This is a genomic window from Streptomyces yamdrokensis (assembly GCF_053890455.1).
Genome location: NZ_CM132679.1, coordinates 2,844,473 through 2,865,067, shown reverse-complemented (window position 1 = coordinate 2,865,067; position 20,595 = coordinate 2,844,473). Strand labels below are relative to the sequence as shown.

13 protein-coding genes are annotated in these 20,595 nt (G+C 69.7%); 5 read left to right on the top strand and 8 right to left on the bottom strand.

From position 1 onward, the window contains the following. Positions 1–10: 10 nt before the first annotated feature. Entirely contained in the window at positions 11–505 is a 495-nt protein-coding gene (locus ACWZEH_RS12295; protein WP_456199564.1) for a transposase, read from the bottom strand. A 208-nt stretch (positions 506–713) separates the two neighbouring features. Between ACWZEH_RS12295 and ACWZEH_RS12290 the strand changes: the two genes are divergently transcribed. The 3 genes from ACWZEH_RS12290 to uppS are packed head-to-tail and all read left to right on the top strand — an operon-like array spanning position 714 to position 4,066. Beyond that, positions 714–1,319, top strand: coding sequence for an ABC transporter ATP-binding protein (locus ACWZEH_RS12290; protein ID WP_456198111.1), 606 nt, complete (start codon positions 714–716; stop codon positions 1,317–1,319). Next, on the top strand, positions 1,316–2,185 hold the full coding sequence (locus ACWZEH_RS12285; RefSeq protein ID WP_456198110.1) for an ABC transporter permease: 870 nt from the start codon (positions 1,316–1,318) through the stop codon (positions 2,183–2,185). The genes ACWZEH_RS12290 and ACWZEH_RS12285 overlap by 4 nt, the downstream gene beginning before the upstream one ends. A gap of 15 nt (positions 2,186–2,200) precedes the next feature. After that, on the top strand, positions 2,201–4,066 hold the full coding sequence (gene uppS, locus ACWZEH_RS12280) for a polyprenyl diphosphate synthase (RefSeq protein WP_456198109.1): 1,866 nt from the start codon (positions 2,201–2,203) through the stop codon (positions 4,064–4,066). A 39-nt stretch (positions 4,067–4,105) separates the two neighbouring features. Here the strand turns inward: uppS and ACWZEH_RS12275 are convergent, their stop codons facing one another. Beyond that, positions 4,106–4,651 carry a DUF1761 domain-containing protein gene (locus ACWZEH_RS12275; RefSeq protein WP_456198108.1) on the bottom strand — a complete coding sequence of 182 codons (546 nt, stop codon included), beginning with the start codon at positions 4,649–4,651 and terminating at the stop codon, positions 4,106–4,108. Positions 4,652–5,048: 397 nt separating this feature from the next. On the opposite strand from ACWZEH_RS12275, the gene ACWZEH_RS12270 reads away from it, so the two are divergent. After that, positions 5,049–5,939 carry a TIGR03620 family F420-dependent LLM class oxidoreductase gene (locus tag ACWZEH_RS12270; RefSeq protein ID WP_456198107.1) on the top strand — a complete coding sequence of 297 codons (891 nt, stop codon included), beginning with the start codon at positions 5,049–5,051 and terminating at the stop codon, positions 5,937–5,939. A 406-nt stretch (positions 5,940–6,345) separates the two neighbouring features. Here ACWZEH_RS12270 and ACWZEH_RS12265 read toward each other — a convergent pair whose 3' ends face one another. Further along, on the bottom strand, positions 6,346–6,576 hold the full coding sequence (locus ACWZEH_RS12265) for a DUF397 domain-containing protein (protein WP_456198106.1): 231 nt from the start codon (positions 6,574–6,576) through the stop codon (positions 6,346–6,348). Continuing rightward, complete coding sequence (locus ACWZEH_RS12260) at positions 6,573–7,421, bottom strand: helix-turn-helix domain-containing protein (protein ID WP_456198105.1); 849 nt, start codon at positions 7,419–7,421, stop codon at positions 6,573–6,575. The genes ACWZEH_RS12265 and ACWZEH_RS12260 overlap by 4 nt, the downstream gene beginning before the upstream one ends. 203 nt (positions 7,422–7,624) lie before the next feature. On the opposite strand from ACWZEH_RS12260, the gene ACWZEH_RS12255 reads away from it, so the two are divergent. Further along, positions 7,625–8,329 carry an ATP-binding protein gene (locus tag ACWZEH_RS12255; RefSeq protein WP_456198104.1) on the top strand — a complete coding sequence of 235 codons (705 nt, stop codon included), beginning with the start codon at positions 7,625–7,627 and terminating at the stop codon, positions 8,327–8,329. 309 nt (positions 8,330–8,638) lie between these two features. Here the strand turns inward: ACWZEH_RS12255 and drmB are convergent, their stop codons facing one another. Genes drmB through ACWZEH_RS12235 form a run of 4 tightly spaced genes read right to left on the bottom strand, consistent with a single transcriptional unit; the run spans position 8,639 to position 20,395 of the window. Then, positions 8,639–10,501 carry a DrmB family protein gene (gene drmB / locus ACWZEH_RS12250; protein ID WP_456198103.1) on the bottom strand — a complete coding sequence of 621 codons (1,863 nt, stop codon included), beginning with the start codon at positions 10,499–10,501 and terminating at the stop codon, positions 8,639–8,641. Continuing rightward, complete coding sequence (locus ACWZEH_RS12245) at positions 10,498–13,749, bottom strand: helicase-related protein (RefSeq protein WP_456198102.1); 3,252 nt, start codon at positions 13,747–13,749, stop codon at positions 10,498–10,500. Before ACWZEH_RS12245 ends, drmB begins: the two co-directional genes overlap by 4 nt. Then, entirely contained in the window at positions 13,746–15,650 is a 1,905-nt protein-coding gene (locus ACWZEH_RS12240) for a UvrD-helicase domain-containing protein (RefSeq protein WP_456198101.1), read from the bottom strand. Before ACWZEH_RS12240 ends, ACWZEH_RS12245 begins: the two co-directional genes overlap by 4 nt. Then, positions 15,647–20,395 (bottom strand): DEAD/DEAH box helicase, encoded by a 4,749-nt coding sequence (locus ACWZEH_RS12235; protein WP_456198100.1) that lies wholly within the window; start codon positions 20,393–20,395, stop codon positions 15,647–15,649. The genes ACWZEH_RS12240 and ACWZEH_RS12235 overlap by 4 nt, the downstream gene beginning before the upstream one ends. Positions 20,396–20,595: the final 200 nt, after the last annotated feature.

The window sequence follows — 20,595 nt, the reverse complement described above, 5'->3', positions numbered from 1 at the left end:
TGTCTTATAGTCATATTTGCGGCAATTGGATCGGCGCGTCCCACGATTCGCCTGTACCGCCCAACGGGACCCCCCCGGGACTCCGTGAGAAGGCGACCGGCAGGGGGGCGGGCGGTGTGCTCCACCGCCGGTGCCGGTGGCCGCGCACACCGACCGCGCCCCGGCCGGTGGCCCGCTCGCCCGGCACACCGCGGCACTGCCGGACCACCCCGGCCGACGTGGTGCCGCACCGGGGAAACGGCCCGTCGTCGACCACCCGCACCTCGGGCCGGCCCGCCTCGCCCGCCTCGCCCGACCGCCGGGCGATCCGCTGCCGCGCCGGCGTCCACTCCCGCGGCGACTGGTTCACGAACTGCCGCAGGGCCTGCGTGGTGCCGCCCGGCAGACGCCCGGCAGACGCCCGGCCATCGGCTGGATCCACCTGCGCCGGCCGTCCGGCATCAGGCACTGCGGGCAACGCTCGCCCCGCCGTCGCCGACCCCGCCGGGCAGCCACCCGGGCGCATCGGCCGCGAACCGCGAACTTTGACCACTCGCCCCGGAGCCGTTCCGCTTCCCCCGGCCTCACGCCAGGAGGATGCCCACCAGCAGGGATAATCACCTGACGTGACATAACATCAACAGTACGTAGTCACGGTGTGTCCGTGTCGTTCCGGCCCCGCGATCGTTGTGGCTGGCATACGGGGTCGGTTCCGGTGCGGGGGGAATGCGGGCATGAAGGTCGAGGGTGTACACCACGCCTACGGTCGGCGTGTGGTCCTGCGTGGCGTTGACATGCGGCTCGGGGCAGGGACGCTGTGTGGGATCGTCGGGGAGAACGGCGCCGGCAAATCAACTCTGCTGAAGATCCTTTCCGGCGAGTTGCGGCCCTCGCGCGGCACGGTCCGTCATGGCGGCCGGTTCGGCTACTGCCCGCAGCACGTGGTCCTCAACGACGCGCTGACCGTCCGGCAGCACTTGCGGTTCTTCCAGAGGGCCTACCGCCTGACCGATCTGCGGTATGCCGAGCAGGTCATGGACGTGCTGGGGTTCGCCGGATACGCCGATGAGCGGGCGGGGATCCTCAGCGGCGGGACGAGGCAGAAGCTGAACGTGACGCTGGCGCTGATGCACGATCCCCAGGTGCTGTTGCTGGACGAGCCCTACCAGGGGTTCGACTGGGACACCTACCAGCGGTTCTGGGATCTCGCGGTGCGGCTGCGTGATGCGGGACGTTCGGTCCTGGTCGTCTCCCACCTGGCGTACGACACCGAGCGCCTGGACGAGTTGTGGCGTCTGGACGGCGGGGTCCTCCGCCCGGACCAGGCGGTGGCCGCGTGAGGTTTCACCTGACCCGGTTCGCACTCGCCACCGGATTCGCACTGACCGAGCACGGCCGCAACCGGTTCGCCATGGTCCTGGTGACCCTGTTCGTCCCCCTCTGGACGACCCTCGCCTACCTGGCGATGCCCGACACCCCGGCACCCATGCGGCTGCGCGCCACCGGGGAGACGCTGGCGCCCCGAGGCAACGAACTGACCGAGATCAGCGGCGCGCTCAACGCGGTCACCCTGATCACCGGCTTCATGATGTTCGCCGCCACCTTCTCCGGCAACCGCTTCGACCGCCGACTCGCGACGGCCGGCTACCCCCGTACCCACCTCGTCCTGGCCAAGGTCACCGCGCTGGCTCTCATCTCGGCGGCGGTCGCCGCCTACGCCACCGCGGTCACCTGCCTGGCGTGGACGCCCCGGCAGCCTCTGCTGCTCGCCGCCGCGCTGTTCAGCGCCGGCCTCACCTACGGCGCCCTCGGCGTCGGCTTCGGCTCCGTGCTGCGCCGGGAGGTCGAGGGCATGTTCGCCATCGTGATGACCAGCATCATCGACCTCGCACTGCAGAACCCGGTCACGAGTTCCGGGGCCGACACCCCGCTCATGCGCTACCTGCCCTCCTACGGAGCCATGCAGGCCGGCACGGCGGCGGGATTCTCCACCAACCCGGTGCCGCGCCATCTGGCCATCCAGTTCACCTGGTTCGCGGGAGCGGCCCTGATCGCCCTGACGGGATTCTGCCGCAGCACCCGCAGCACCCTGCCCGTCAACGCACAGCCCCCTGAGCCCGCGCCGGGAAACGGCGGCTTCTCCCTTCCCACGCCGCACCGAGCCGCCACGCCATCGGCTTCGGCATCCGACACGGAAGCACCCTGAGGTCCACGTCCCGAGATGCGTACGAAACCGCAGCCCACCCCCACACCCCTCGACACGGCCGCACACGCGTGGCGCGGCCGGGCCACCGCCCGTGCACTGATGGGCCAGGACCCCGCTCTGCGGGCGGCGTACCGGCTGTGCCGCCGCACCACACGGCAGCACGATCCCGGAATCCACGCCCTCATCCAGCTGATGCCGGCCGTTCTGCGCCCGGCATGCTGGGCACTCTGGGCGGCCGCCAGCATCCTTGACGACCTGGCGGACCGACCGGACGTGGAGCCGGCCCGGCGCGCGGCCCGCGTCGAGGCGTGGACCAGGGCACTGAAGCACGACACGAGGGCGGGCACGAGCACCGATCCGATCCGGTACGCCTTGGTGGACACGGCAGGACGGTGGCATCTGGACCTGACCGGCCTGCAGGGCGCGATGGCCAGGACACGGGACGACGCCCACGGTCCGCGCTTCCCCGACTGGGCCGCGTGGCGGGCCGGGTGCACCGAGGGAGTCGTGCCCTGGGTCGACCAGGTACGGCACCTGTTCGAGCAGGCCGGCGCGCCGATGACGCTACGGCTGGACCGGCAGGCCGACTACGAGGAATTCGTCGACGGCGCCCAGCTCACCGACATCCTCACCGACCTGAGCACCGACCTCGCCCAGGGCCACCTGCTCCTGCCACAGGAGGCACTGGAACCCTTCCCCGGCGCAGAGGCGGATCTGGTCGAGGGACGCTGGAGTCCAGCCGTGGCGGCCCTGATCGCCGAACTGACAGCCCTGGCGCGCCGACGGGTGACCAAGCCCGCCGTGACGAGGGGAATGCACCCGGGCCCCGCCACCGTGCTCGACACGGCGGCCGACCTGATGCGCGCCCAACTCGACGCCATCGACGCGGCCGGCCCCACCCTGCTGAAGCGCCCCCCACGCCCCTCCGCCGTGGCGCGCGCCCGCGTACTGGCCCCCGCCCGCCTCCGCTCGGCCCTGGCCTGGAGCCTGACCCCCCTGACCGTGCCGGGCCCCCGGCCTCCCGTGACGGACGCGGGCAATCCGGGCCCGGCAGCCGTCGACAGCGGGCTCCGGCCCCCGCCACCGCACCCCGACGGCATCCGGCCCCCGCGGATCGCCGCCCACCACATGCCCTCCCACGTGGCGGTCATCATGGACGGCAACGGCCGCTGGGCCGAACAGCGCGGCCTGCCCCGCCACGAAGGCCACCTCGCGGGCACCGCCGCCGTCCGCGAGGTCGTCTACGGCGCCCTGGAGATCGGCCTGCGCCACCTGACCCTCTACGCGTTCTCCACCGAGAACTGGAAACGCGACGTGCAGGAGATCACCACGATCCTGGAGACGGTCCGCCGCGAGATCGACGAAGGCCCCCTCCGTGACCTGGACGTGCGCCAGCGCTGGTCCGGCCGTCCCGACAGACTGCCCGAGGACCTCGTCCGCGCCCTCAGGCGCGAACAGCACCACACCCGCACCCGCACCGGACTGACCCTCACCATGTGCATCGACTACGGCGGCCGCGACGAGATCACCCGGACCGCCGCAGCGCTCGCCCGGGCAGCCCGGGAAGGGGAAGTGGACCCCCACCTCCTCGACGAGGACGACTTCGCCCGCCATCTGCCCCACCCCGACATGCCGGACGTCGACCTGCTGTGGCGCACCGGCAACGAGCAGCGCGTATCCAACTTCCTTCCCTGGCACGCCACCTACGCGGAGCTGTACTTCACCCCCGGCTACTGGCCCGACACCGACCGACGCGACCTGTGGCAGGCCATCACCGAGTACAGCCGGCGCCAACGCCGCCACGGCGCCGTCCCCGCCCCCCTCACCTCCCCCGAGAACCACCGTCCGTCCCCTCACGCCCCACCCGACCCCCGCCACTGACGCGTTCCAGATCAGAGGCCCCGTTGTTCCGTCCCGGAATCAGCGGCTGGTGTGTCTCTGCCGGATCGCGCCAGGGCATGGCGCTCTCGCGGGCGAGGGGGGACCTTCCCGGGCAGCCGTCACACCCACAACGCTCCCGGTGCGGGTGTGACACGTCGGCGGCGGCTCCCAGCGCATCGCGACCAGGACGACGCTGTTGAGCACACTCGTGATCACGAAGAACGGCGCGTTGAGGACGCCGTAGTAGAGCGGGCGCGGAAAGTTCGGGTTGATGGCGATCTGGAAGGTCATCGCGCCGAGATAACCGACGCCGACGAGGAGCCCGAACAGCACGGCGTCACCGATGCCCGTGATGCCGAGCGCCTCGACGAGTACGGCGCTGGTCAGGACGGTGGCGAGGAGGCACACCAGTGGACCCGCCGTGGTGACCGCCGACGGTGCGGGCGCCGGCGCGCCCTCGCGGCCGAGGGCGACGGCGTACGGCTTGGCGATCACGGCCGCGCACCACACGCCGGCGAGCAGGAACGATGCCACGGCCGCGATGGCGACGGCCGGCCGGTTGACGTCGGCGAGAACGGAGAACACGCACAGACCCCTTGCGAACGAGCGGCCCCTGTGACCGCCGAGGGCAAGAGTCTCTGTGGCGCACAGGACAGGTGGTGTCCGCTTCTCCGGGGGCGGAGGCGGGTCGTGCCCACGGTGCGTCGGCAGGGCCGATTCAACGTCGTGGTGATCGCGCCGCGACGCTGGTCGGCCGATGCCCGGGAGCTCGAGCGGGCGGGTGGAACTCGGCACGGCCCCGGCACTCGGAACAGGGGCAAGGAAGGGACGAGGCCCTGGGCCGAGGTCCGTTCTCATCCAGCACCCCGGTGCGGGGTGCGGGGTGCGGCGGTGCGGCGGCAGGCCCGCCACCGGATTGCGGTGAACGGGTGAACGCCCGCCCAGCCGGGAATAGAGGTCACGGGCCGCTGTTGACCACACCATGACTTCTGGGACGCGCGAGGCATTCGGACGGGTCGGCATCTGGAGCAGTGCCCTGCACGGTTCGCGGGCGGACGACGCGGGCAAAGAGGCAATCGCGGATGCGGTCGCCGAGCTCGAAGAGCTGGGGTACGGCACTCTCTGGATCGGGGGCAGCCCCTCACCCGACGACGCCGCGGCCGTCGTCGCCGCCACCCGCACGGTCACCGTGGCCACCGGCATCCTCAGCATCTGGGACCACACCGCCGAGGAGGCGGCGGCCCGAATCGCAGCAATCGACGCGAGCGCGCGCGGGCGATTCGTCCTCGGCCTGGGTGTCAGCCATGGCCCGATGGTGCCGCAGTACGCGAAGCCGTACAGCGCGATGGTGGCCTACCTCGACGCACTCGACGCCGCCACCCCGCCTGTGGACTCCGGACATCGGGTCCTCGCGGCGCTCGGCCCGAAGATGCTGAAGCTCGCGACCGACCGGACGCTGGGCGCACACCCCTATCTCGTCACCATCGAGCACACGGCGGAGGCACGCGAGACGCTCGGCCCCGACGCGCTGCTCGCCCCGGAGCTGTCGGTAGTGCTCGACACCGACCTCGACCGGGCCCGCACCACTGCGCGGGACATGCTGAGGATGTACCTTCAGCTGCCCAACTACACCGACAACCTGCTGCGCCTGGGGTTCGCGGAGAGCGACTTCGAGGGCGGCGGCAGCGTCCGTCTCCTCGACGCCCTCTTCGCCCTGGGCGACGCCGAGCGCGTGAGGGCCCGGACCCGTGAGTACCTCGACGCCGGCGCCGACCACGTCGCGCTCCAGGTGCTCACCGCCGACGAGGGCGGCGCCGGCCTGCCGCGGGCCGAATGGCGTCAGCTGGCCGAGGCGTTCGCCGACGAGCTGTAAACGACTCCTCGGCCTCTCGAAGCTCTCGCCGGCGTGGATGTCGACCTGGGAAACGATGAACGCGCCGCGTACCCGGCCCAGGGACAGGCTGATGAATTCCAAGGCCCCTTCGGGCGCCTCGGTGACATCGCCCGAGTGCTCGCGGACCGACAGCACGACCCGGCCGCAGACCTCGGGAGCGACCCGCACCGCGGCGGCCACCACCGCGTCCCGTTCTTCCTGGCCGGCGGCGATGCGCAGCAGGAAGTCCAGGGCGCGGAACAGCTTGCCGGGAGCGGACCGCAGCAACCGCACCGCACCGAGGACGGCGAACATGTCGGCGGTGTGCGGCCGGCGCGGGTACTCGTGCGGGTGAAGGCGCTCGGCGCTCAGAGATTCCTGTGGGGCTCCAAGCCCCGTCGTGGGCTCACGACCCGAGTGGGTTGTCGAAGCGCTGCCCGCTCCGGACCGCCCGTACGAACGGCTGCCAGGCCTCGTTCCGCACCGAGACGGATCGGCCTCCCGCACTCTCCTTGGAGTCGCGAACGTGCGTCAGGTCGTCGGTGATCGCGCACTCCACACACTCCCCGCCCGCGCCGTTGCTGTAGGAGGACCTGAACCATGCCAGGGCGTGTCCGGTGCGGTCTGTGATGCTCATTTCGAGTACTCCTTCACTACTGACTTGATGAGCTGGACGGAACGCTGTGGGCTCAGAGCCGCAGCGCGCAGGCCGTCGAACGCTTTCGTGTACTCCCGGACATGAGGTTCGCCCTCCAGGTAGACAGCGTCGGTGATGCCGTCCCGGTACACCAGGTCCGGGTCCTCCGGGGCGGGGAAACCGAGCATGGTGAAGGAACCCGTGGCCGGGTATGTGCCCGAGTCGAAGGGGAGCACCTGCACCGTCACGTTCGGCAACGCGGTCGCGTCGAGGATCCGTTCCAGTTGTTCCCGCATCACGGCACGATCGCCGATGACGTTGCGTACGGCACCCTCGTTCACCACGAACCACGCGTCGGGGGCGTCGGGGCGTGTCAACATCTCCTGGCGTTCCAGTCGCACCCGAACGGCCCGATCGATGTCCTCGGGCGAGAGATACGCACCGGTGGTGTGCAGTTCGCGGGCGTACGCGGCGATCTGCAGCAGGCCGGGCAACAACTCGCACTGGTACTGCCGGAACGTGGTGGCGTCCTGTTCCAGGCCGATGTAGATGTTGAACCACTCGGGCACCCCGGCGCCGTGCACCTGCCACCAGCCGCGCGTCTTCGCCTCGCGGGCCAGCGACTTGAGGAACTCGCGCAGTTCGTCGCTCGTGTCGTAGAACCGGCACAGCGCGTCGATGTCGGAGGGCTGGACCCTGCCGTTGCCCGTCTCCATGCGGTTGACCTTGGAGCCGCTCCAGTCCAGCGCCTGCCCGACCTGGGCACAGGTCAGCGTGCTCTTCTCCCGGAGTTTCTTCAGCTCGATCGACAGACGCCGACGGCGCGCCGTCGGTGAACCGGCCATCCCGTTCTCCTCAACCACGTGGTCCGTAACGACTGTTCAGTCTCGTGCCAAGAGGACTGCTTGCCAATCACTCGGAAGTGGGAATCCCGCTGTGCACATTGCATGAAGGGATGCGCTGGCGTCATTCTGAGTGACGGAACGACACACGGAGTGAGTGGTCGTGCCCCTCAGGCAGTGCATCGCGACGAGCAGAACGAACTCCGATGGGAGAGAGCCTCGTGATCCAGGAAACCCGTACGACGCGAGAACAATGGGATGTGGAGTTCACCGCCCACCCCGAAGAGGTGGCCGCGTTGCGCCGAGTCGTGGGGCTCCGCCTGGCGGCCTGGGGGCTGCACGACCTTGTCGACACGGCCCAACTCTGCGTCAGCGAGCTGGTGTCCAACGTCCTCACGCACGTCGGCATCGGTACCCAGGGCTCGCTCGTGGTCTCCACGAACGGCGCGCACCTGCGCATCGAGGTCCATGACCCGGACACGCGCGCCCTGCCCGCTGTCGTCGTCACGGAAGCCGACGCCGAGGGAGGCCGGGGCATGACGCTGGTCGACGCCCTCACGGACCGCTGGGGAGTCCAGCTGCACGACGACCACAAGGTGACGTGGTGCGAGTTGGCCACAGGGCCCGCGTCCCCCGGCAACTCCGTGCGGCATCCGTCGGTGACCCGCGCCGAGGCGCTGTTGGACGTGTACGCGACGTTGCGGCCGCCGAAGGGCCTCTACGAACCCGGGCCCGGGAGAGTGGGCCGGATGATGGCGGAGGAGTCCGTGGTCGACGTCATCACGGACTTCCTCCGTTGGCTTCGGGCCCACGGCTGCGATGTGGAGGACGCCCTGGATCGGGCCCAGACCCGCTACGACGCCGAACCGGACGGCGTAGGTGCCGGCCGATCTCGCACGTCCAGCGTCTGATGCAGGACCCCTGAGACAAATCCTCGTCCGTGCCCCCACCCGCGTGTGCGGCGAGCAGAAGTGCATCGTGCACGGCCACCCGGTACCCCTGCCCTGGGAGGGGCGGCCGTGCATCAGGGAGACAAGCCACTGCTCGCATCACCGCATCGGGCGCGAGTCCGCAAGGCCGAGCATCGAGGAGAACCGCTTGGACCGTGGAAGCAGAGGTGGTCGGCGCGGAACCAGCGACTGCGCACCGACCACCGCCCCGCTGGGGCACCGACCACCGCCCCGCCGGGGCACCGGCCGCCCACCCGCCGGTGCCGAACGTCAGTCGGCCAGCACCTCCGCGAAGAAGCCCACGCCCGGATCGTCCGGGGTGCCGACGAGCAGCGCGCGGTCGAGGAGGATGTTGTTGTGCTCGCAGCTCGTCTCCGGGAGCATCACGCAGGCGTGGCACGCGGCGAGGTTGGTACCGCCGGTGCCGGATGCCTCGGACTCGACACACAGAGGATCGGACGAGCACCAGGCGGCGCGGCGCACGGCCGAGCGGAGTGTCCGGGCCAGCTTGTCCGGCTCTCCCTGGGCGACCAGCCCGCCGAGGCTGCCCGCGGAGTCGCTCGTCGCGGTGTAGACGAGGACTCCGGCCATGTCGTTCTCGGCGTAGAGACGTTCGCGCAATGCGGCGGCGGGATAGCCGGCGTCGAGGCTCCATTCGTTGATGAGGACATGGGCCAGGGTGTGGAGAAGCACCATGCGGGGGGTGGCCGGCGAGAGCGGCACCCGGGTCGGGTCGGCGGCACGCTGTTCCATGACCCTCTGGTGTGCGGTGCGCATCCGCTCAGCGCGGGCCGCCACCGCGGTCATGCGTGACCACGCGTCGAGCCGGTCGGCGTCGAGACGCAGGAAGACACCCTCACCGCGGACCTCCATGGCGGGAAGCCAGGCCTGTTTCGATTCGGAGAGCGCGGCCTCGTTGCCCTCGGTGGTCGAATCGGGGTCCGCGAGCCGGGTGAACGCCTTGAGGGCACGGACCTCGCGAAGCTTCTTGACCAGCATCGGGCCGGTCACCCCGAGAGGGTGGAGGTCGGTCGGGTCGCCGAGTGGGGTCTCGCAGATGAACTGTTCTTCGCGGGAGTGCTCGCGTTCGTCGTTGCCGGTGCGGAGTCGTTCGTACTCCTTGTACCGCAGGGCGCGGTAGCGGTGGTCGAAGCTGGGCGCCTCGTCGCCGGTGGGGTCCTCCTCGCGTTCGGCGTCCAGGAGCGTCATCACTTCGTCGACGGGTACCGGAATCTCGCCTTTGAAAGCGAATTTGAGGCACATTTCGATCTCTTCGCGGCTGCTCAACTTGCGGAGCTCGTCCCAGTGCGCGGCGAGTGGATCGGCGCGTCCGTCGCTCCACGGCGGGATCGACAGCGCGGACTTCTGCACCGGTTGCCACACAGCGGAGGAACCGCGCTGGAGGGTACGGGCCGTCAGCCCGCAGGACTGGGCGGGAACGGAGGTGCCCAGCCACGGGCGGGTGCCACGGCACCGGAGCCCGAGATCCTTCAGGGCGCTCTTGCGGAACGAGCCCTCCATCGACACCTCCGGCACTCCACAGGTGCAGGAGACCACGATCGAGCGGAGGGAGGAACTGCGCCCGGAGGAACGCAGCTTGAGGGTCCCCCCGCACTGTCCCGCGGTGGTCGCACCCCCACCGGCCGCACGATGGACCCAGTGCCAGTACGGAAAGTCGTCGAGGTGTCCGGCCTCGCAGGCGATGACGAACCGGGAGGGGACCAGGTCGGCCTCGCACGTGCCGCAGATGCTCCTGCCGGGCGGCGGGGTGAAGTCGCGGTGCCGACGCAACTCGTCGCACTCGGGGCAGGAGTGCATGATCGGGAAGCGGCGGACCCGGACCCCGTCCTTGCTGGTGTCGCCGGACGCCGGAGGCAGTCGGAAGTACTGCACACCCAGGAGACGCGCGAGCCGCCGCTCGTGGATCCGAGGGGATTCGTCCGTATTCCAGTGCTCGTCGGCCCCGTCGAGGCCGGAGACGACGAAGGACTCCTGGTCGACGGCGATCAGCGATCCGACACCGTATGTGGTGATCGCCTGGGAACGGCGGACCGAACCCCGACGAAGCAGGTTGTGGGCGGGAGCCTGACCGTCCGTGCGGGCGCGACGGCGGCGAGCGGGGGGTGGGGTCATCGGGATGCCTCCATGAACAGGGCGGACTCGGCGTCGACGTCGCGCAGGCTCCACAGCGTGCGCCATGCCTCGGTGTCCTCGGACTCGTCGTCGTACGACTTCAGGAGAGACGGCGTGCGGTTGCCCCTCCTGGGCTCGAAGAGCAGACCGCCGTGTACGTCGGCCTCCTCGCACCACCAGTCGACGAACTCGTCGAAGGCGCGGGAGACGGCGTCGGCCTCCTCCGGGACGACAGCGCCGACACGCTTGAGGAGAACATCCTTGATCTCCTCGCGGAGCCGGTGCTCGTAGGACTCGACCCGGCCGGCGGCCTCGTTGGGGCGGGCCTGGGGAATCAGGATGCGGGCGAGGGCCACGACGACCGCGTGCAGGCCGCGTTCGCGCGCGCGGGCGGAGAAGGGAGTGACGGAGGTGGACTCCACCTCGCGGTACAGGGCGGAGTGGAAGTGCAGGAAGTTCTCGTAGTGCGAGCGGTCGCGGGAGCGGGCCGCGTTGAGCATGACGGCGACCAGACCCGGGTGGGCGCGGCCGACGCGGCTGGTGGCCTGGATGTACTCGGCGGTGGTCTGCGGCTGGCCCATCACGGCCATCAGGCCGAGCCTGTCCACGTCCACGCCGACCGCGATCATGTTGGTGGCGAGGAGGACGTCCACGGTGTCCTTGTCCGGCAGCCTGCGCTCAATGCCCTTGAGACGGTTCGGGATCTCGCTCGCGTCGATCCGGCTCGTCAACTCCGAGTAGTTGGCGGCGGAGCGGACCTCCACTCCCTCGCGCTCGGCGAGCAGTTCCAGATAGGCCACCACGTCGTCGTGGACCTGCAGTTCGGCGGCGGACAGGAGACGAAGGCTGTTGAAGTAACCGACGAGGCTCCAGTACGCGTCGCGCACCTCGTCGTCGGTCCGGGCCTGCTTCGCCCGGTGCAACAGGGTGGCGTACGTGCGGATGAGCAGGGTGGACTGACTGGTCCCGGGCGCGAACAGGCCGACGTAGCGACGACTCGCCTTCTCCTCGCGAGGGGTCTCGACGGCGAACCAGGAGTCCCGCGAGTCCAGACCGGCGGGCGGGAACTGGCTCACCGAGCGGTCGAAGAGACGGTGGCCCTGCTCGCCGGCGCGCCGGATGGTAGCCGTGGACGCGATCACCTTGGGGCGCCCGGCGAGCGCGTCCACGGCGGTCTCGTACAGGCCGGTCAGTGTCCCCAACGGGCCGGAGATCAGGTGCAGTTCGTCCTGGACGATCAACTCGGGCGGTGGGGTGCGGTCACCGGGGTCGTCGCGATTGAACAGCGCGGCCGTGGCGGGACGCCACGGCATCGAGGCGAACTTGTCGACCGTGGCGATTACCAGTGTCGGTCGGGCCGCGTACACCGCCTCGTCGATCAGGTGGACCGGAAGGCCGTCGGCGAAGTCGCAGCCGCTCCCCGAGCAGCGGACGTACATCCGCCGGGCGTCCTCGTCGACCTCGTAGTCACGGGCGTCGAGCCGGGTGCCACACCAGGGGCAGGCGCGCAACTGGACGGGGTTCTCGGTGGCCAGACGCTTGTCGAGGTCGCCACGCAGTTCGTTGAGCTTCTTGCCGGCCTCTTCGAGAGTGTTGGGGGTGGCCGAACGGCCGACCCACATGCCCAGCGAGAACTCCTCGGCGCCCAACGCCGAAGGATCGGCGCGGCGCATGTGCTCCATGGCGCAGAGCAGGATCGCCGCGCGCTCGAACTGCTGCAGAGTGAGGAGTCGCAGCGTGTAGCGCATGAGCACGGTGACACCGCCGCCGTTCGCACCCAACCGGATGCGGCGCAGGAACGCGGTGAACGCGATCAGGCCGAGGTACGCCTCGGTCTTGCCACCACCGGTGGGAAACCACAGCAGGTCGGAGACGTCGCGATCCGGATGCTCGGGGTCGTTGATGCCAGTCAGACAGAGCAACACGAAGGCGATCTGGAAGGGACGCCAGTGACCGGCCGCCGGGTCCGGGACGCCCTGCCGGCCGCCCTTCACCCAGGCGCTGCGCGCCCGCTGCTCGGCCATGGCCCGGTTGGCGAGCCGGAACGCCTGCATCACCTCGGGCTCGGAACCCAGCAGTTCGACGCCCGCGCGGATCCGGTCCAGCGCCTCTCGACAATCCTTGATGCGGTTTCGTGCGGACTCGCCGTGCGCAGGGTCGACCAGGGCCGACGCCTCGGTCTCCTTGCGCTCGATCCAACGTTCGTAGCCGTCAGCGAGTGCACCCAGGGTGGCGAGCACCTCGGAGTCGGAGCGCTCGGCCAGGTCCACCATGGACAGTTTGTCGATCTCCGGGTTGGAGTCGGTGAGCAGCACCTCCACGGACGGCACGAACGAGCTGCGCACCTCGGTGACGGCGCCCCGCACCGAGTCGGTCATGCCGATCGGCGGCGGCGACCAGTCCCACTCGGCGGCGCAACCGTGGCCCACTGCGAAGGTCGGGGCGTGGCGGTGGAGCAGTCGACTCGTGGCGACCTCGGGGTCGTGGGCGGAGCCCCGGGCCGGGCGCTCGATGAAGGCGCTGGATCCGTCTGCCGCGCGGACCCTGAGACCGCATTGGAAGAGGGAGAACGCGTCCTGGAGCTCCCGCTCGCCGATGCGGTGAGTGTTGACCAGGGTGACCGTGATCGTCACGGCGCCGGTAACCCGGTCGGGGCGGCGGACGTTCACGCGCAGCAGGACTCCGGAGGCGAGTTCGAATCTCAGATCGGGGTTCGGCGTGGTCACGTCGAACTCGGCCGGCGGCAGCGAAAGTTCTTTGCGGTGCCAGTGCTCCCGCTGGTCCGAAGTGGTGCGGGCCTCGGCACGGGTGGCGGGGACCGGGTTGCCGTCCGCATCGGTGGGTTCGTAGACGGCGGCCCGCGCCTCGATCACCAGCGTCTCACTTATGGTCGGGTCGACCGCGAAGGTCAGACCCATCGACGAGGGGCGGCGGTCCCCGGCGGCGCCGAGCTCCTGTGCGATGCCGGGCTCCTCGACGTCGCCGCGGTTGTTCTCGGGAGCGGCGTCCAGGCCGTCGTGCTGGGCCTGGTCCTCGCGGAACCGCTGCTCGGCGGCGGCATTCGCCGACCGTGGGTAGAGGACACCGGTCAGATAGCGGTCGATGGGTGCGTCCTGCGTGAGCACCTCGTCCCGGTCCTCCTGCGAGGCGCCGAGGGCGGGGCCGAGCAGCTCGCGACGCAACCCCGCCAGGAGTTCCTCGTCCCGGACCCGATAGTGCTCGGCGTGTCGGCCTGCCACGTGCGTCATGCGCGCTGCTCCTCGTTCTTGTCGGCCTTGCGGTACTTCCCGATGCCGGTGATGCGCGGCGCGACCCACACTCCCCGCTCGCCGAGCCCGGCGTTGGAGCCTGCGGCGACGCTTCCCGTCACGGTCTCCAGGGTGTCGATCCGCAGATCGTGGATCTCGTCGGGCCACCAGGGCACCCAGGTCCGGTTCACCTTCTGCACCTGGAACAGCTCTTCGCGGAACCGCTCCGACGCCTCGCCGATCTCCCGGCCGTTGTGCACCAGGGTGTACGGCGGACTCTGGTAATCACCCATCGGCAGGTCGTGGCGCCTGCGCAACACCACCTCCTGCCCGGGCCCGACCTGCTCCAAGAGATAGGCCTGGGTCGCCACGGCGTCGGTGCCGTGGCCGGGTGGATCGTTCCGGCAGACGTCGCCCGCCTCGGCGACGATTCCGTACCGGTCGTACGACCTCCACCCGCCGACGTACCGGCGACCGTTCTTCCGGCCGGCCGCCCGCTTGAGGATCGGCAGGTCCGGGCTCGGCGCGTGGTACAGGTCCTGTCGGGCCCGGGTCATCGCGACGTACAGGGCACGGGCCTCTGCCGGAAGGTCCAGGTCGCCCTTGTGCTGCTTGTGCAGTTCGCCCACGGTGGGTGGGGTCAGGACGATCACTCGGTCGAACTCCAGGCCCTTCGCCCGATGCACGGTGGACACCACGACGCGGGCCGTCTCCGGATCGGCCAACTCGTCGGGGAAACGGCCGTCGGCGACCAGCCGCCGGAGCCGGTCCAGGTCTACGACGGCACGACCCGAGCCGCGTGCGGCCCGCCGCAGCACTGGCCACAGGACTTCGGGATCCGCTTCGTACGGCAGCCGGACGGAGGAGAGCAGGGACCGGAAACGCTCCTCGGTGAGGGTGGTGGCCTCGGTCCCGCGCAGCACCTCGGCCACCCAGTACGGGACCGGGCGCTCCTCCAGCGGTCGGCGCAGGTGATGCTCGACCCCGTGCTCGTGCAGGAGCCGGGAGACGACCAGGGCCTGCCGGTTGTCACGGGTGAGGATCGCGCATGTGTCGGGTGACGTGCGCAGTCCGTCCAGGACGAACGGCTCGTCCAGGGCACCCAAGCCGTTGACCGGTTCGAGCAGCAGGTCGCGCAACTCGTCGTAGAGCGTCGACGCCTCGTCGGCGTCGGTGACCTGCTGGAGACGCGGGCCGTGGGGGAGCGCGACCCGGGCCTCCGGGGTGGCGGCACGGAAGTTCTCCGTGAGATGAAGCTCGACCAGGTCATCGGAGAACGAGACGCGGAGCCAGTCGAAGAACTGGTTCGTCTCGTCGGCGCGCTCGGCCGGATCCTCGATCTGGAAGCCATAGACGAACTGCGCAGCGTCGCCGACCACGGTGAAGCCGCAGCTCTCCTGGTAGCGGTCGAGCAGCGTCTCCACCAGGCGACGGCGGTCGCCCACCAGGTCCTGCACCTCGTCGATCACCACATGCGCGGGAGGAACCGCGTCGCCGGACTCCAGGGCGCCCTTGGCGACCGCCTCCTCAGCGGCCCGGATCCGATCGTCGAAGCCGGTCGCCGCCCAGTCGTGATCCGGGTACGCCTGGACCAGGACACCGTAGGCCCACGCGTCGAAGGTCTGTGCCCGGACCCTGCGGGCCCGCTCCCCGTGCCGGGCGATCCGCTCACGCAACTCGCGGGCGGCGGCACGGGAGAAGGTGAGCACCAGGATCTCAGTGGCCTCCAGTGCCTCCTCCGGGTCCTCGTGCCCGCACAGCGCGTCGAGCCGACGCACCAAAGTGTGCGTCTTGCCCGCCCCCGCCCCGGCGGTGACCAGGACACGGGCGCCCCAGGGCTGCTCGACCACAGCCCGCTGCTCGTCGGTGGGCGGAGGACTGTCGAGGTAGGCGTCGGTCACTTACGGCTCCAGAGGTGCTCGAACTGGGTGAAGGCCAGCCGGGTGTCAAAGTTCGCGATGTTGTCGCTGACGTTGAGGATCAGGCAGGTGTCCTTGCCGCCGTTGCGTGGACCACGCAGACCACGACCGATCATCTGCTGGTAGACGTTGGTGCTGTACACGGGCCGCGCCACGACCACGGCGCGTGTGGCGGGAGCATCGAACCCCTGCGTGAGAACTCCGTAGTTGGTGAGGACGCGGAGCCGTCCCGTACGGAACTCCTCGATCCGCCGGCGCCGGTCCGTCGCGCTGGTCGTCGCGTCCACGGCGGCGGCTCGGACACCGCGGTCGTTGAGCAGGGCCGCCAGGTACTTGGCGTGGTCCACGGACGTGGCGAAGACCAGGGTCGGCCAGTCATCGGGAAGCGAGGTGACCTCGTCGACGATGCGCCGGCTGCGCGCGTGGTCGTCTGCGAGTCGCTGCTCGGCCGAGCGGGAGAGCATCGCCATGCGGTCGGCATGCGCCTTCTCGTCCCGGGTCAGCTCGATGCGACCACCCTCCAACTGGCGGTGCTCGACCTGCGCGAGCATGCCCCATGCCTGGAGATCCCGATACGGATCACCGGACGGAAAGACTCCCTCGTCGAGCCGCCGACCCCCGAAGCGGCTGGCCAGACGGCGCGTCTCCTCCTCGTTGGTGTTGCGGTACGGGGTGGCGGTGAGACCGATCAGATGACGTTCCGTCCGGTACTGGGTGAGACCCAACTGCTCCAGAATCGAGGTGTATCGCTTGGGAATGGCGACGTGTGCCTCGTCCACGATCACCAGCGCGGCCTGACGCAACCAGGTGTACTGCTCGGTGTCGAGGCACCGTTCCAGTTTGGCGTCGGTCGCCACCACCAGGTGCGGTTGACCGATGACTTCTCCCACCTCGTTGGTACTCCACAACCGGCTGATGGTGAGCGGGCGCTCGGCGCCGACCTTGCTCCAGACGAACTTCCAGCTCTGCACCGCCTGCTCGCACAGTTCCTCGGTCTGCGCGATCCACAGGATCGGCCCCTTCAGATCACCGACCCTCTTGACCCAACGGATGACGGCTTCGGAGGTGACCCGGGTCTTGCCCGCGCCGGTCGGGAGTGACAGCATGCCGCGCTGCGGAACCAGACGATCAAGCAGGCCCGAGATGTTGCGAACCAACTCTTCCTGGTAATCATGAAGATGTGGGAAGTCCCGAGGACCGTCGATGGTCTCGAACGCGGGCGGAGCCGGCGTGCTGGCCCCGGCGAAGCTCATCGGGAGCCGGAGGTCGCCCACGAAGGCGACGGCATTGGACGAACCGCGGTAACCAACAGGTGCGTTGGGGAAACGGGCTTGGATGTCCCGAACGTGCTGCTGGAGCACTCCGTCCCCGTGCGCGTTGAACGCCATCTGCGCGATCCGATGTCCGGACGGCTCGGCACCATCGGTCTCCTGCAGCTCGGCGTCCATGAGCCCGTCGGGCAGTCCGGACCGCAGCGCCTCCGCACCGATCAGCAGCTCGATCTTGTCGACCACGTCCTCGGCATCGCGCACCGCCTTCAGCGCGGCCTTCGTCGCACTGTCCCGCGCCATGCGCTCCTGGTGCTCCAGCACAGCCCGGCAGCCGGCCGCTCCGAGCCCGAGCTCCAGTTCGCGGTCGATCAGACGCAGCATCGACTCGGGCTCCAGAGGGACGCGGACCTTGACCGTGCTGCCCTGACGCACGGCGTCCAGAGGGGTGGACTGAGCGCCGGACGGGGTGCGGGTCACCTCGTCGAGCTCGGTGCACCGCTGCACCATGCTGTTCCGGTCGGTACTGGTCAGCCGCTGGCGCAGCGCGGGGTACAACTCCACCAGGGGGACAGGGTCGCCGTCGGGGACCTCGCGGGTCTCCAGGCTGATCACATCCGAGTAGCGGAGCATGCCCCACTTGTCAGCCATCAGCTCTGCGTCCTGCGGAGTCGCCACGAGCAGCGCGGGAAGCTGTTCGGTACGCAATACCCGGTACTCGGCGGCACCGACCGCGACGGTGATCTCGCCGTCGGGACGGGTCCCCCAGGTGTCGCCGATCCGGCAACGGGTCAGCGAGTCCTCGGGGAAGTCCGCACCGAACCGGGTCAGCATCACGTAGGTGGCGCCGACAAAGGTGTCGTCCTCGCTCCGGGACACCTCGGCGAGAAGGGTGTCCCAGCGGTCCGCCGGAACCTCGTCGACCGTGGTCGGTAGACGCAATTTGCGTGCCTTCTCAGGGGAGATGTCGGCGACCGGCAGCACGTCGCGGTAGGCGGACAGCTGAGGCCCGACGGCCTCCCGCAGCGGCTTGATCCCCTGGGAGGTCGCGACGCTCCCGTAGTTCCTGAGCATCCATCGGATCGGCGAGGTCACGGCCTGCCGGGTGCCCGTCTGTGCACCGACCTGCCGCGTCCAGTTGTCCACTACCGCGTCGTCCGGCAGCGCCTTCAGGAAGGCCGCGCGGGACTCCTCCGACAGGGATCGGAAAAGGTGCAGCGGGCCACCGATCGCGGAGCCCTCCATCTTCATGCGGCTGAGGGACGGACGAGGCGCACGCTCGTCCAGGCTCCGCAGATAGGCGGAGTGGACCGCTTCGCGGTACTCCTCGAACCAGGCCTCGCCCTCCGGCCTCGCAGCCGCCGAGGGGCGCTCCCGCAGACCGATCTCAGGGAAGAAGGAGAGGTCGTCGGAGTGGAATCGTTTGTCGACGGCGATGCTCGGGTCACGACGCTCGTCGACCACCACGCCCGGCAGCATGCAGTCACGTACCGGTCGGAACTTTCCGTCGGCGGTCCTGACGTGCAGCGTCTCGCGCGGAGCAGGCACCCGCTCCAACACCTTGTGCGACAGTCGACGCCCGCCGGCCTGACGGAACAGTTCCCAGAACCGCTCCCACTCGGCGGCCCGGTAGCCCTCGAAACCCTGGTCGAGGACGCTGACGAACCGACCCTCGACATCTGCCTCCCGGATGCCGAGGACATTCAACGCGTGGGCGAGGAAAGGGTCCTGTGCGATCTCGCCGACCACATACACCAGGGACTCGCGCAGTCCGCCCTCGTCGGCACGACGGAACACCCCGCCGTGCACGGGGGCGACGAGGCCGTGCTCCTCGGTGAGTACGACCCGAGCCCTGCGGGCCTCCTCGGCGTGCGGGGAGCGCGTCTCGACCATGTCCGCGAGAATGCGGATCGCGGCTGCAGACGCCTCGGAGGTGCCGCACTCGACGAGCGCCTCCAACCATTCGCGGACATCGGCCCGCCCGTGTCCGGCCGCACCCAGGATGTGCTCGACCTTGCCGGAGCGCAGGGAGTCGGTCTCGACGCTGGGGTGCAGCCAGTTCGCGGGGCGGCCGGGACACTCGTGCCACATCCGCAGCCAACCGGACAGACGCTTGGGATCCTTGTCGAGGCGGGGATGAATCCGTAGGTCGGAGGGGACCCGGAGCACACCGTCCTGATCGGGGAGGGACGGGGAGGCAGCGGCACGCGCCCAGATCTCACGGATCAGGAAGTCGTCCGCCCAACTGATCGACTCCTTGGTGCGGCCCGGCAGCAGGCGAAGGTACGCAGCCGGGTCCTCGGCGGGAGCGAGCTGGGGGAGGGAGTCGACCACCAGCGCCGCTGACACCTTGATCATTTCCTGGTTGAAGGGGGACGAGTCGAGGAGGTTCTGGCGGTCCTCGTTCGTCTTCCATGCGCCGTTGAGAATGCCGCTCAGCGACATCTCGTACTTGGTGGGGAAGAAGGACCAGAAACGTCCGCGACCGCGCAGCCGCTGACTGCCGTACAGACCGCTCGTCGGGTCCTTCTCCAGGGCCGGAACGGCCCAGGAGACATCGAGGGTGACGCGGTCGTGCAGTTCACCGGCATCCGCACGGGCGGCCGGCCCGGGTGTGTGCGTGACCGTGAAGACCCGCCACTGCTCCGAGGCTGCCGTCTTTCCGGTCCGCTCCTCGAACACGGTGCGAACCTCCCCGATCTGTCGTGTCGTCAGTGTGCGACGGACCGACGGGCGCGGTCGACGGTCCTCCAGGACGACCTCGGCGACATGGGGGGAGAAGAGCTGGAACCCGGGCGGGAACTCCTCGCGATCCGAGGAACCACCTCCGTGCATGTCCTTGCCCAGTCGAGCGTCCGCTCCCTTGAGCAGCGGGAGCCGCACGACGGTCGTCGCCCAGCCCAGCAACTCGTCGAGGACCGGGTCCGCCGCGCGCTCCGTCGTGTCGTCCAGCGGACGGGCTGTTCGTAGTACCGGCGCGTCGAAGGTCGGACCGTACCGGTCGGTCACTCCGGGGACGGCCTTGATCTGCTCGTAGGACCACGCCCGATCGAAACCGAAGCTTCCGGTTGTGCTGAAGAACTCCGGGGCATCGGTCACCACGAGAACCGATTTCACGCCCACGCCGAAGCGCCCGATTTGCCCACCACGCTTCTTGGACATGCTCATTCGTAGAATTGTCTCCGCGCCGTCCGCAGTCACCGGACTTCCCTCGTTGGCGCAGTAGAGGTGGTTTTCTGTGAGGACAACCTGAATTTTCCCGCCCGGCTGTGAGGCGATTTCGTCTGCCGCGTTCTGGACAAGTTCGAAAAGCTGTCGGTCGCCGTATCCGCCTTGAGTGATACGGCGCTCGCCGTTGGCGTGCTCGGCGACGAGGCCTGGATCCACGGCGTAGGTCTGCAGCACTCGGGAGGACTGGTCGAGGACGGTACGGACGACCGGGGAGACGGACTGCGGCATGACTTCGGACTCCTGGGTGAACGAGGTGGGACGAAAGGCGCGTTCGGCGGTGCTCCCACCTCGGGGCCGACTGTTGGAACAGCCGGCCCCGAGGTGGGGGGGCAGCGCGAGGTGGGCCGTGACGTGATAGCGCGCCAAGGCGTGCTCGAGCGGCGTGGGGGGGAGGGCGGAGCGACTTGTTCCGTTATCGTGCCGGTCGG